The 13,094-nt window shown below is 56.1% G+C and carries 10 protein-coding genes, 1 tRNA gene and 1 riboswitch; of the genes, 7 read left to right on the top strand and 4 right to left on the bottom strand.

Annotation, left to right across the window (positions count from 1 at the left end; all coding sequences use genetic code 11):
- Window positions 1-226: 226 nt before the first annotated feature.
- Window positions 227-1,126, top strand: coding sequence for a lipid kinase YegS (gene yegS, locus WH298_RS02640; protein ID WP_007888981.1), 900 nt, complete (start codon window positions 227-229; stop codon window positions 1,124-1,126).
- A 784-nt stretch (window positions 1,127-1,910) separates the two neighbouring features.
- On the opposite strand, the gene WH298_RS02645 is transcribed toward yegS, so the two are convergent.
- Window positions 1,911-3,032, bottom strand: coding sequence for a Gfo/Idh/MocA family protein (locus tag WH298_RS02645; RefSeq protein WP_007889542.1), 1,122 nt, complete (start codon window positions 3,030-3,032; stop codon window positions 1,911-1,913).
- A gap of 306 nt (window positions 3,033-3,338) precedes the next feature.
- Between WH298_RS02645 and WH298_RS02650 the strand changes: the two genes are divergently transcribed.
- The 5 genes from WH298_RS02650 to WH298_RS02670 all read left to right on the top strand — a co-directional run bounded on the left by WH298_RS02650 (window position 3,339) and on the right by WH298_RS02670 (window position 8,373).
- A tRNA-Asn gene (locus tag WH298_RS02650) sits at window positions 3,339-3,414 on the top strand.
- Between the two features lie 291 nt (window positions 3,415-3,705).
- Window positions 3,706-4,716, top strand: a complete 1,011-nt coding sequence (locus tag WH298_RS02655; RefSeq protein WP_180822153.1) for a Zn-dependent oxidoreductase — start codon at window positions 3,706-3,708, stop codon at window positions 4,714-4,716.
- An 83-nt stretch (window positions 4,717-4,799) separates the two neighbouring features.
- Window positions 4,800-6,083, top strand: coding sequence for an MFS transporter (locus tag WH298_RS02660; RefSeq protein WP_180822154.1), 1,284 nt, complete (start codon window positions 4,800-4,802; stop codon window positions 6,081-6,083).
- 44 nt (window positions 6,084-6,127) lie between these two features.
- Window positions 6,128-7,588, top strand: coding sequence for a mannitol dehydrogenase family protein (locus tag WH298_RS02665; protein WP_180822155.1), 1,461 nt, complete (start codon window positions 6,128-6,130; stop codon window positions 7,586-7,588).
- 98 nt (window positions 7,589-7,686) lie between these two features.
- A complete protein-coding gene (locus tag WH298_RS02670; protein WP_180822156.1) occupies window positions 7,687-8,373 on the top strand; it encodes a GntR family transcriptional regulator in 687 nt (228 codons plus the stop codon).
- Between the two features lie 146 nt (window positions 8,374-8,519).
- Here the strand turns inward: WH298_RS02670 and fbaB are convergent, their stop codons facing one another.
- From fbaB to thiM, 3 genes are all read right to left on the bottom strand, one after another.
- Window positions 8,520-9,572 carry a class I fructose-bisphosphate aldolase gene (gene fbaB, locus WH298_RS02675; RefSeq protein ID WP_007889531.1) on the bottom strand — a complete coding sequence of 351 codons (1,053 nt, stop codon included), beginning with the start codon at window positions 9,570-9,572 and terminating at the stop codon, window positions 8,520-8,522.
- A 147-nt stretch (window positions 9,573-9,719) separates the two neighbouring features.
- Window positions 9,720-10,520 carry a bifunctional hydroxymethylpyrimidine kinase/phosphomethylpyrimidine kinase gene (thiD, locus tag WH298_RS02680; protein ID WP_180822157.1) on the bottom strand — a complete coding sequence of 267 codons (801 nt, stop codon included), beginning with the start codon at window positions 10,518-10,520 and terminating at the stop codon, window positions 9,720-9,722.
- Window positions 10,517-11,302, bottom strand: coding sequence for a hydroxyethylthiazole kinase (thiM, locus tag WH298_RS02685; RefSeq protein ID WP_180822158.1), 786 nt, complete (start codon window positions 11,300-11,302; stop codon window positions 10,517-10,519). Before thiM ends, thiD begins: the two co-directional genes overlap by 4 nt.
- A 33-nt stretch (window positions 11,303-11,335) precedes the next feature.
- A riboswitch (TPP riboswitch) is annotated at window positions 11,336-11,431 on the bottom strand.
- Window positions 11,432-11,695: 264 nt separating this feature from the next.
- Here thiM and chiP point away from each other — a divergent pair.
- A complete protein-coding gene (gene chiP / locus WH298_RS02690; RefSeq protein WP_180822159.1) occupies window positions 11,696-13,093 on the top strand; it encodes a chitoporin ChiP in 1,398 nt (465 codons plus the stop codon).
- Window position 13,094: the final 1 nt, after the last annotated feature.

Below are 13,094 nucleotides of genomic sequence, written 5' to 3' on the forward strand. Positions count from 1 at the left end.
AGAAAATGGCGAAGTTAGATTAGGATCACAGACCATCGCTTCGCCTCGCTTTAAAATCGCGCCTGCTGCTAACGAGTAACAATAAAAGCAGGTAGTACCAGGAACCACCTCATTCACCCGCCCGGCTCCCCCGTGCGGGTTTTCTTTTTTTCAGCGCCCGCCGATAAATTTCACTCCCCAGCTATGCTATAACCTGTGCTGTGTATCTCGCATCAAGGAACTGATAATGCAAAACAAACCGCTGACGCTGCTGATCCTCAACGGGAAAGGCGCAGGAAATGAAGATTTGCGTGCTGCGGTGAATACGCTGCGCGATGAAGGCTTTAATCTGGCGGTGCGCGTCACCTGGGAAAAGGGCGACGGCGATCGCTACGTGCAGGAAGCGGTGGCTTTGCAGGCAGAAACCGTGGTGGCCGGCGGCGGCGATGGCACCATTAATGAGATCGCCACTGCGCTCGCGGGACTGCCGGAACAGCAGCGTCCAGCGCTGGGCATTTTACCGCTTGGCACCGCCAATGATTTCGCCACCAGCGTGGGCATTCCAGAAGGTATGGAACCGGCGCTGCGTTTGGCGCTGGTGGGCAAAGCCAGCCCAATTGATTTAGCCTGCGTGAACGGCGATCGCTACTTTATCAACATGGCGACCGGCGGTTTTGGTACGCGCATCACCACCGAAACGCCCGAAAAGTTGAAATCTGCGCTGGGCGGCGTTTCGTACTTTATTCATGGTCTGATGCGGGTTGATGCCCTGAAGCCTGACAGCTGCGAAATCAGTGGACCCGGTTTTAACTGGCAAGGTGATGCGTTAGTGATTGGCATTGGTAACGGACGTCAGGCCGGCGGCGGGCAAAAGCTCTGCCCGGATGCGCTGATCAATGACGGCCAGCTCAATCTCAGCATTGTCACCGCGCAAGAGCTACTGCCAACCCTATTCCATTCGCTGACGCGCGATGATGAAAACCCCAACATCGTCACGGCGCAGCTGCAATCGCTGACTATTCGCTCGCCACATGAGATGACGTTTAATCTGGATGGTGAACCGCTGACGGGAAGTGCATTCGAAATTGAAGTGATGCCTGGCGCGCTGAGCTGTCGTTTGCCGCCGCAGTGCCCATTGCTTGCCTGATTGGCTTTCAGGTCGCCATAAATGGCGTAATGCCGATCAGTTAAGCACTGAGCAACTTTCGTTCGCCATCTGCTGGGGCAGTTTCAGCTATGCCGTGCGGCGACCGAGCAGAGGACGCCTGGCCGCGCCCTCTGCACTCCCGGGCCCTGCGCCAGCCCATCCCGCCGCTTCGCGGTGCCTTCGCTCCCTCGCGATTCCTGACGGACCGGCGGCGATTCGCTCCTGCTCAGCGCCGCCTCTCGCCGCATCCCTGCGGCTCGCCCTGGAATCCCTCACTCGCTCAGCGGGCTGGGATGTCGCCTCAACACCCGCGCTGCAGCATCAATGCCTATTCCTGAATCATCATCGCTGTAACGCCTGTAGGGTCGCCATTCATGGCGACCAGGTAACCCACAATCTTCAGCCAGCAAAATTTCAAATCAGATGCGGTAATGACAGGCGACGGTGTTGAGCGCTATCCGCAGCGCCGAGCACAGAGGGACGGCCAGGATGAGCAGACACGACGTCGGCGAAAGCGCGGCATGAGCCAGGGATGGCGAATCCGCGCGGTCCGTCAGGCCGGAGTGATAAGCGAGGGAACAGCGAGGACGGCGCAGGCGCGGATTGCTAAGGTCCGCGCCTTCGGACCTTAGCCCGGCCGCCGGCTTCACACATTCTGAAACTGCCATACGCTTAGCGGGCGGAACCCCTGCGGAGCCAGTGCGCTGCTTATCTGACGAGCATTACGCCATAAATGGCGACCCTACGTAGGGTGCACATTGAACGATGTGCAGCGGCTGGTTTTCTACACCTTCATCCAGCGACGTTCCAGTGCGGAAACCGCCACCGCTTCCAATACTTTCTGCACCTGCAAACCTTCGGCAAAGTCCGGCCACATACGATCCCCAGCAGCGATGCCGTTAATCAAATCGCGGATCTCAACGGTTTTCTGATCGTTGAAGCCGATGCCGTGCCCGGCTGACACGCAGAAATTGGCGTAATCCGGATGCGCCGGACCGGTCAAAATGGTTTTGAAACCCTGGCGCCCTGCCGGTTCATCATGGATATACAGCTCCAGCTCGGCCATGCGTTCCTGGGTATAGCGCAGCGTGCCTTTGGTGCCGGTCACCACATAAGTCAGACCCATTTTGCTGCCGCAGGCGATGCGCGAGGTTTCAAACACGCCGTGCGCGCCATTTTTAAAACGCAGCAAGGCGCTAGCCTGATCTTCGTTTTCTACCGGCAGCAGGCGCGAAGTCTCCTTCGGATCCGGACGCTCCTTAATCACCGTCATCATATCGCCGCTGACTTCTTCAATATCGCCAACCAGATAATGCGCCATATTCACAATGTGCGCGGCCAGGTCGCCCAGCGCGCCTAATCCCGCCAGCGCTTTCTGGCAGTGCCAGTCGAGCGGGGTTTCCGGACGCGCCAGATAATCTTCGTTGTGCGTGCCATAAAAATGCACCACGTCGCCGATTTCGCCACGAGCGATGATCTCACGCGCCAGCTGGCTGGTGGGGTTTTTCATGTAGTTGAAGCCGACCAACGTTTTCACGCCGGCCAGCTGCGCGGCTTGCACCATCTCTTCGGCATCCGCTACCGACAGTGACAGCGGCTTCTCAGAGTAGACATGCTTGCCGTTGCGAATCGCTTCTAACGCCATCTCTTTGTGCAGGAAGTTAGGTGCGCAGATATCGACCACGTCGATGTTAGGATCACGCACCAGCTCACGCCAGTCGCCGGTGGATCGCGCAAAGCCAAAGGTGGCTGCCTGTTTTGCCGCCAGCTCAGGATTCACTTCCGCCAGCATTTCACGCACGATTTCACCTTTCAGGGCAAAAACCGTGGGTGCCTGAGCGTAAGCAATTGCGTGACAACGACCAATATATCCACTGCCAATCATACCGATTCTGACTTTGTTCATGACTATTCCTGCATTCGGGTAACGAGTGATCTGGAATATATGTTTCGCTTTTCAGCGCGACAACGGCGAAATGAAATATCTGTGATCATACATGCGAGGTATCTGACAAAAACGACAAATCAGAATGTAATTTTGCATAGAGTTGGTGATCTTCATCACGAAATTGGCTGTAGAGCCGCTGGTTTAGCGACTTGAAACTCATGCACAGCAGGTAATTGACGCTTTATTCAGCAGTCAGTAAGAATTGTGAAAAAGAGTTTTGACAAGCCGAAGCCCGCTCGTTAATATGCGCCCCGTTCAAACGATTCCTCTGTAGTTCAGTCGGTAGAACGGCGGACTGTTAATCCGTATGTCACTGGTTCGAGTCCAGTCAGAGGAGCCAAATTTAAAAACCCGCTCAGGGAAACCTGAGCGGGTTTTGTCTTTTGTAGGGTCGCCATTGATGGTGACCTGATATCGCGGTTGTTATAAATGGCAACCCGCCAAAATGTTCCTGAGCGCTGGAACAACTTACCTTCTGCAATCATCCCATCATGATTCACGCTCTGTGATTCTCTTCACAACTCTGTAACGCCGACTTGTATGGTAGTATTAGTGCGCGTATTTTTTCATCATTGCATTCCCGCTAAAGCCTGCTCAGCTTATCAAGAAGGCAGCAGGCAAGGAGTAGATGATGAAAAGTGTGGTGATTGAACAACCGGGTGAATTGGTATTGGCAGAGCGTCCGCTGCCGCAGCCCGCTGCAGGTGAAGTCCGCGTGAAGGTGCAGTTTGCCAGCATCTGCGGTTCCGATGTGCATATCTGGCACGGTCACAATCCTTTCGCTAAATATCCGCGCGTGATTGGTCATGAATTTTTCGGCCTGATTGATGCGGTCGGCGATGACGTCGCCGCCAGCCGCATCGGTGAGCGCGTGGCGGTTGATCCGGTAGTCAGCTGCGGTCACTGCTATCCCTGCTCAATTGGTCGCCCCAACGTCTGCAAAGAGTTGCAGGTGATCGGCGTGCACCGCGACGGCGGCTTTAGCGAATATGCCGTGGCGCCGGCGAAAAATGCCTTCCGCCTGCCAAATAGTATTCCTGACAAGCTTGCCAGCATGGTTGAACCCTTCACCATCGCGGCCAACATCACCGCCTTTCTCAAACCACAGCCAAACGATGTGGCGCTGATTTACGGTGCCGGCCCGATGGGTCTTACCGCCATTCAGGTGCTGAAAGGCGTGTACGGCGTCGAGCAGGTGTTAGTGGTGGATCGCCTGCCAGAACGTTTGGCGCTGGCGCAGGAGAACGGAGCCGATCGCGTATTCAATAACAGCGAGATTCCCTTAGCCGCGCAGCTGGAAGGTGTACAGCCCACGCTGATTATTGATGCCGCCTGCCACCCTGCCATTCTGGCTGAAGCCGCCGCCCTCGCCTCGCCAGCGGCGCGCATTGGCCTGCTGGGTTTCTCCGGCGAACCGTGCAGCATCACGCAGCAGAGTCTCACCAGCAAAGAGCTGTCGCTGTTCACCTCACGTCTCAACAGCAATCGCTTCCCGCAGGTGATTGAGTGGATGGAACAGGGGCAGATCCAGCCAGAGAAACTGGTGACGCACTATTTCCCGCTGGCGGAGGTGGAGCAAGCGATGACGCTGTTCGAAAAAGATCCCCGCACCTGCTGCAAAGTGATCCTACAAATGGGTTAAGTTAACCCACACACCAGGTGTCCCCATGCCGGTCACTTACCCGCCGGCATTATTACTATAAAAAAGACGATGACGGAGTTTCTATGTTTAAGAACCTGCGCTGGACCCTCGTACTGCTGTTGTTCCTGGTGTTTATGATCAACTATCTTGATCGTATCGCCCTCTCTTTGACTGTCCCTTTGGTGGAAAAAGACCTGATGATCAACGCCGAACAGTTCGGCATGATTTTCGGCAGCTTCTTCTTCGGTTACGCCCTGTTCAACTTTATTGGCGGTTTAGCGACCGATAGATTTGGCCCGACTATCGTGCTCGGTACCGCTGTCGGCATGTGGTCGCTGTTCTGTGGCCTGACCGCCATGGCGACCGGCTTCTGGTCAATGATGATTCTGCGCGTGCTGTTTGGCATGGCAGAAGGCCCGATTTCCGCCTCGGCGAACAAAGCCATCAACGGCTGGTTCCCGAAAAAACAGGCCGCCACGGCGATGGGCTTACTGAGCTCAGGTTCGCCGCTGGGCGGTGCTGTCGCCGGGCCGATTGTCGGCTATCTGGCGCTCTCATTCGGCTGGCGTCCAGCGTTTGTGGTGATCGCCGCAATTGGCTTCGTCTGGCTGGCGCTGTGGTTCTTCTTTGCGTCAGATAACCCAGCGAAAAGCAAACGCGTCTCCGCCGAAGAGCGCGCGCTAGTGGAAAAACTGAAAGCCGAAGAACCGGCCGACGTGATCGATCCGAGCGGCAACGCACACGGTCTGGGCTTCTATCTGCGCCAGCCGATCATTCTGGTCACCGCCTTCGCCTTCTTCTGCTACAACTACATCCTGTTCTTCTTCCTCAGCTGGTTCCCGGCGTATCTGGTGCAGGCGCATGGCCTCGATATCAAAGCGATGAGCATCACCACCATGATCCCGTGGATTGTCGGCTTCGTTGGCCTGGCGCTGGGCGGCTGGATCTCCGATAAAATTTTCAATATTACCGGTAAGCTGCTGCTTTCGCGCAAAATTGTGCTGGTGGTTTCACTGACGGCAGCGGCGATTTGCGTGGCGCTGGCAGGTACGATAAAAGAGGTCAACTCGGCGGTGATCATGATGTCGATCTCCATCTTCTTCCTCTACATCACCGGCGCGATTTACTGGGCGATAGTGCAGGACGTAGTGCATAAAAGCCGTGTGGGTAGCATCAGCGGCTTTATCCATCTGATTGGTAGCCTGTCTGGCGTTATCGGCCCCGTCGTCACCGGTTTCATCGTGCAGCACTCCGGTAAGTTTGACAGTGCGTTCATCCTTGCCGGTGCAGTTGCTGGCGTCGGCGCGCTGCTGGTACTGCTGGTGATTCGTGAACCTAAAGCCAACAACAAACCGGTTTCTGTGTAATTCTCATGGGGCGCTAAGCGCCCCATTTGCTAAAAGGAATGACTATGTTAGAGCTTGATCGCCTCCCCGCTGATGTTCAACTTCCGGCTTACGATCGCACGCAACTCAAAACCCGCATGGTGCACATTGGCTTTGGTGCTTTTCATCGCGCGCATCAGGCGCTGGCGACCGATAAGCTGGCCGCGCAGGGCAGCGACTGGGGCTACTGCGAGGTGAATCTCAACAGCGGCACGCTGATTCAGGCGCTGCGTCAACAGGATCTGCTCTACACGCTGACCGAAATGGCCGATGAGAGTTTACACACGCGCGTGATTGGCGTGGTGACGCAAGCCCTGCACGGCAAAGGCGACGGCATTGAGGCGGTCATTGAAGCGATGAGTCAGCCTGATGTGGCGATAGTCTCAATGACGGTCACCGAGAAAGGCTACTGTTACATGCCGTCGAGCGGCAAACTGAATCCCGATCATCCGGATATTGTGCATGACCTCGCCAATCCAGCAGCACCACGTTCGTTACCGGGGCTGATTCTGGCGGCGATTATCCGCCGTCGTGAACGTAATCTGCCGCCGTTTAGCGTGATGTCGTGCGACAACATGCCGGAAAACGGCCACGTCACGCGCAACGTGATTACCCAACTGGCTGAGTGCTACAGCCCTGCGCTGGCAGACTACATCCAGACGCACATCACCTTCCCTTCGACCATGGTCGATCGCATCGTCCCGGCGATGACCGATGCGGCGTTCGACACGCTGGCTGAACGCCTTGGCAGCCGCGATCCGGTGGCGGTAGAAGCCGAGCCGTTCTTCCAGTGGGTGATTGAAGATAACTTCGTCAACGGACGCCCGGCATGGGAAAACGCCGGCGCGGAGTTGGTGAGCGACGTGCTGCCATTCGAAGAGATGAAGCTGCGCATGCTGAATGGCAGCCATTCGTTCCTCGCCTATCTCGGCTTCCTCGCCGGCTATGAGCACATCAGTGATTGCATGGCCGATGCCAGCTATCGCCAGGCGGCACGCGCATTGATGCTGCAGGATCAGGCGCCGACGCTGCGCACTCAAGGCGTCGATCTCACGGCATATGCCGATTCACTGATTGCGCGCTACGAGAATCGCGCCATCAAACATCGCACCTATCAAATTGCGACTGACGGCACGCAAAAGCTACCGCAGCGCTTGCTGGATAGCGTGCGCTGGCATCTGCGCAACGGCACTTCCTGCGATTTCGTGTTGCTGGGCGTGGCCGGTTGGATGCGGTACGTCGGCGGCGTGAATGAGCAAGGAGAAGCGATTGAGATTCGCGATCCGTTAAAAGATCAGCTGGCGGATATCGTCGCTAACAGTGAGGAAGGCGCAGCCCGCGTAAAGGCGTTACTCGGCCTGAAAGCGGTGTTCGGCGACGATCTGCTGCAGCAAACGGCGTTTGTCACCCGCCTGACCGAACTGTATCAACAACTGGTGCAACAGGGCGCGCGTGCCACGGTTCACAGCCTCGTCACACAAGGCTAAGTGGCTGAACAAATGTGTAGCGCAGACGCAGTGTGCTGATTAGACTTACCCTTTCTCAACGGGCTGGCGCACGCCAGCCGTAATACGGATATTGCTGCATGTCGACTGCCTATACCATAACCACCAGCGAACCGGTAAATCAGCAGATCTATCGCTATCTGCGTAAAGATATTGTGACCTGCGTTATTCATCCGGGCTCGCTGCTGTCGGAGAAGGAAGTGTCGGCGCGCTTTAACGTGTCGCGTCAGCCGGTGCGCGAGGCCTTTATTAAGCTGGCTGAGGCCGGATTGGTGCAGGTTTTGCCGCAGCGCGGCACCTTCGTACGCAAGATCTCCGCCCAGCGCGTGGCCGATGGTCGCTTTATTCGTGAAGCGGTCGAGATTGCCGTGGTACGCCGCGCCGCGCAGGAAATGGGGGCGACAGGGTTGATGGCGCTGGAGCATAACTTGCAGCTGCAGCGTTTAGCGGCTGAACGTCATGACAGCCAGGCATTTTTAACGCTGGATGATGAGTTTCATCGCCTGATTGCCGAGGGGATTAATTGCCTGCTGGCGTGGGAAACGGTGGAGAACATCAAAGCCACCATGGACCGCGTGCGCTTCCTGACGTTGAGCGAAGTGTCGCCGCCAGAAAGATTGATTCAGCAGCATGAAAATATCTTTAATGCGTTGAAAGCGCATGATGTTGACGGTGCTGAAAGCGCAATGCGCCGCCATCTGCAGGAGATGATTTTAACCATTACGCCCATTGCCGAGCGCAATAGTGAGTGGTTTGAGGCGCCTTAAGTAGGGTTATCGCTGTCCCCCATCCCGGCCTTCCCCCGCGAGCGGGGGAAGGAGACGCTGCCACATGCAACACCCCAACTAACATATGGCAGCGTCTTCCTCCTCCATTTATGGGGGAGGACCGAGGAGGGGGACAGCCAACACCATCAAGCTATGGTGACATCCTTCGACAAATACACATCCTGCACCGCATTAATCAGCTGCACGCCCTCTTTCAGCGACTTCTTAAACGCCTTGCGCCCCAGAATCAGCCCCATGCCGCCCGCACGTTTATTGATCACTGCGGTTCGTACAGACTCCGCGATATCCGTCTCACCCGCCGAAGCACCGCCGGAGTTAATCAACCCTGCGCGTCCCATATAGCAGTTCGCCAGCTGGTAACGCACCAAATCAATCGGGTTTTCGCTGGTCAGCTTGCTATAAACACGTTCATCGGTATGACCAAACTTCACCGCGTTGTAACCGCCGTTGTTCTCAGCCATCTTCTGCTTCACGATATCCGCACCAATCGTTGCCGCCAGATGATTGGCCTGGCCAGTTAAATCGGCACTGGCATGATAATCAACGCCCTCTTTTTTGAAGGCATCGTTACGCAGATAAGCCCACAGCACCGTCACCATACCCAGCTCGTGCGCGCGCTCAAACGCCGCAGAGATCTCTTCAATCTGACGACGCGATTGCTCAGAGCCAAAGTAGATGGTCGCGCCAACTGCTACTGCGCCCAGATTGAAGGCCTGTTCAACGCTGGCATACAGTGTCTGATCATATTGGGTGGGATAGCTCAGGGTTTCGTTATGGTTCAACTTCACCATAAAGGGAATGCGGTGCGCGTAACGCCGTGACACCGAGGCCAATACGCCGTAAGTCGATGCCACGCAGTTGCAGCCAGCTTCAATCGCCAACTCTACGATGTTTTTTGGATCGAAATACGCGGGATTAGCAGCAAAGGATGCGCCCGCCGAGTGCTCAACGCCCTGATCGACCGGTAAAATCGACAAATAGCCGGTGCCGGCTAAACGTCCGGTGTTGTATAGCGTTTGCATGTTGCGTAATACGGTGGGAGAACGATTGTTGTCGATCATTACGCGATCAACATAATCCGCGCCTGGTAAATAGAGGCTATCCGCTGGAATGGTCATGCAGCGATGTTGAAGAAGGCTGTCCGCCTCTTTGCCCAATAACTGTACGATGTCCGTCATGTTCGCACCTGATAAATGGCTGGATTGGAACCGGCAAATGCCGATTCGCCCCCAACAGCCTGGACCGCAATACACCAGGCTGGCAAATTGCTGACTCCATTTTTCAGACGGATGCGCAGTGCAAAAGCGGCAATCTGGCGTTACGCCCTACCACCATTGATGAAAATGGTGCACCGGCCCAATGCCTTTACCCACTTCCAGCGAATCGGCGTGCAGCAGCGCCTGCTGCAGCCAGGCTTTAGCTTCGGCCACCGTTGTCGCCCAATCATCATGACGCGGACGTAGCGCCGCTAGCGCCGCTGACAGCGAGCAACCGGTGCCGTGTGTGTGCCGTGTATTCACGCGTGGCGCACTAAAGCGCTGCCGGCCATCGCGGGTGATCAGCCAATCCGGACTCTCGGCATCGCTGAGATGTCCGCCCTTCATCAGCACCGCTTCGCAGCCAAGATCGAGCAACGCATCACCCTGCTGTAACATGGTTTTTTCATCCTGCGCCATGGCACGTCCTAACAGCGCTGCGGCTTCCGGTAGGTTCGGGGTGATCAGCGACACCTGCGGCAGCAGCAGTTCGCGTACGCTAGCCACCGCATCCGGCGACAGCAACGCATCGCCGCTCTTCGCAATCATCACCGTATCCAGCACCACAAACGGCAGGCTGGCGCGTTTCAGCCTTGCGGCTACCACTTCTACAATCGCCGTTTCTGACAGCATGCCGATCTTAGCCGCGTCGATGCGCACGTCATCCAACACCGAATCAAGTTGGGCGCCGACGAAATCGGGTTCGATGCGATACACCGACTGCACACCGCAGGTGTTCTGCGCCACCAGCGCAGTAATAACGCTGGTGCCATAGGCGCCCAGTGCGGAGAAGGCTTTGAGGTCGGCCTGAATGCCTGCGCCACCGCTTGGATCGGTGCCGGCAATGGTCAAAGCATTGATGCGTTTCATACTGCCACCTCCAGCGTCCAGAGCGCATCAAGGAAAGCAGCGACAAAACTGCCCGGTCCTTCGACATTGCGCGCCGTCATTTCACCGGCCAGCGACATCACACGACAGGCGGCAGCGACATGCTGCAGGCGATCGCCAGGCAAGCAGCTAAAGGCCGCCACCACCGCCGACAGCGCGCAACCGGTACCGACCACCCGCGTCATCAGCGGGCTGCCGCCGGGGATCGCCAGCGTTTGTCTGCCATCGGTGACGTAATCGACTTCGCCGGTTACCGCAACCACAGTGTCATAATTCTGCGCCAGCTGTTGGGCAGCATTCAGCGCGGCATCAGCCTGATGCAGGCTATCTACGCCGCGCCCGCCCGTTGCCTGATTAGCCAGGGCGAGAATTTCTGAAGCGTTACCTCGAATCGCCGCCGGATGCAGACCAAGTAGCTGCTGACAAAATTCGGTGCGCAGCGATAAGGCGCCTACCGCAACCGGATCCAGCGTCCATGGCGTGCCCGCTTTTTGCGCTGCCTGCACCGCCGCTAACATCGCATCACGACGATCGCGCGTTAACGTACCGACGTTAATCAATAACGCATCGGCAAAGCCAGCGAATTGCGCCGCTTCTTGCGTATCAATCACCATCGCGGGTGAGGCATGCAGCGCCAGCAGCACGTTGGCAGTAAAGGTTTGCACCACGTCGTTGGTCATGCAGTGCACCAGCGGCGCTTGTTGACGTAGCAATTGTAAAGATTGCGCGAGTTGCGCGGGGGAAAGAGGATCAGGCTGTTTCATAAAGCTCCCAACCGGCGATCAAGAAGGCGAATGCGGTCAGGCATCTGACTTCCCTACGCTGGCATTATCCAGATCAGGTCAGCGGGTGTATCTCAGCCCTGTATTAAAGGGGCACCCCGAGTCAAAACAACGCTTCGAGCATAGGGAAGTCAGTAGGTGAAAGCAAGCAAACGCCTTTATTCCTGAATCCCGCTCGCAAAGGGACAAACTGCACCTTCGTGTAACGTATTGATTGAAGCCCTTAAAACGGGCTCTTTTTGCGCGCCACGTCATACTTTGTAATAAATTACATTGATAATTCGCGTCGCGAAAAATAGCATCCTCGCAACTCGTTTCATGATGAAACAGTACGGAAATATTTATTATTAATGGAAGCATCAAGGAGGATTTGCTATGCGCAGGATTTTACGCGCGCCGCTCACTGCGGCAGTGATTACGGCTCTGTTTGCCGGTGTTTTTGTTCCCACTTCCCCCACTCAAGCCAGCGGTTTCATTGACGATTCATCTCTCACTGGAAACATCTTCTACTGGCAACGCCAGCGCGATCGTAAAGAGATGGACGCGCAAAAAGGTAATTACGGTCAATATGATGCCAACCTGCATCACGCTTCTGCCAACGCCAATCTCGATTTCTCATCCGGTTATGCGGGTGATGTGATTGGACTCGATCTGGCGGCTTTTGGTGCGCTGGAACTGAGTCATGGTGGGCCCGCTGCACCGAACGAAATTGGCTTTAGCAACGCCCGCACGCGCTGGGATGAGGACTGGAGCGGAGATAAGAGTGGCTTAAGTCTTTATAAGGCCGCGCTCAAAGCGAAATGGCAGGAAAACTGGCTACGCGCAGGTTATCTGCAACCCAGCGGACAGACCTTACTGGCACCACACTGGAGCTTTCTGCCCGGAACCTATCGCGGCGTTGAAGCCGGCACCACCTTTGATTTTAGCGATGCGGGCGCCCTTTCCCTCGCATGGATGTGGACCGACGAGTACAAAGCGCCGTGGTATCGCGACATGTATAACTTCCGCAAAGCCGATGGCGTGACGGAAATCCCCTGGCTGCAATCCTTCGGTGCCAAATATGATTTTAAAAACCATCTGGTACTGGAAGGCGCTTACGGTCAGGCGGCAGATTACATGGATCAGTATTTTGCCAAAGCGTCTTATCAGCTGCCGCTCGCCAATGGGCCGCTGCGCACCAGCTATCAGTTTTATGGCGCGAAGGACCGCGACAACAGCGGCGCGGGGGCTGTAAACGATGTTTATGATGGCCTCGCCTGGCTGCAGGCGCTGACTTTCGGCTACACGCTAGGCGCATTTGATTTCCGCCTCGAAGGCACCTGGGTAAAAGCCGAGGGCAACCAGGGATTCTTCCTGCAACGTATGACGCCTTCTTATGCCAGCTCCAATGGTCGCCTCGATGTATGGTGGGATTCCCGCTCCGACTGGAACGCCAACGGCGAGAAAGCGCTGTTTGCTGGCGTAATGGTAGATCTGGGGCACTGGCAATTGCCGGGCTGGCAGGTCGGCACTTCTTACGCATACGGTTGGGATGCAAAACCGTCCACCAATCCGGTTTACGATCAAAGTCAGCGCCTGAAAGAGTCAGCGTGGAATCTCGATCTGGTTTACACCATCCAGCAAGGGCGCGCCAAAGACACCCAATTCAAACTGCACTACACCCGCTACGACAATCACAGCGATCTCCCCAGCTATAGCGGTGGTTACGGCAACATCTTCCAGGATGAGAAAGACATCAAATTTATGGTTATTGCGCCATTTACCCTGTTTTGAC

Source organism: Pantoea nemavictus (assembly GCF_037479095.1).
GTDB lineage: Bacteria > Pseudomonadota > Gammaproteobacteria > Enterobacterales > Enterobacteriaceae > Pantoea > Pantoea nemavictus.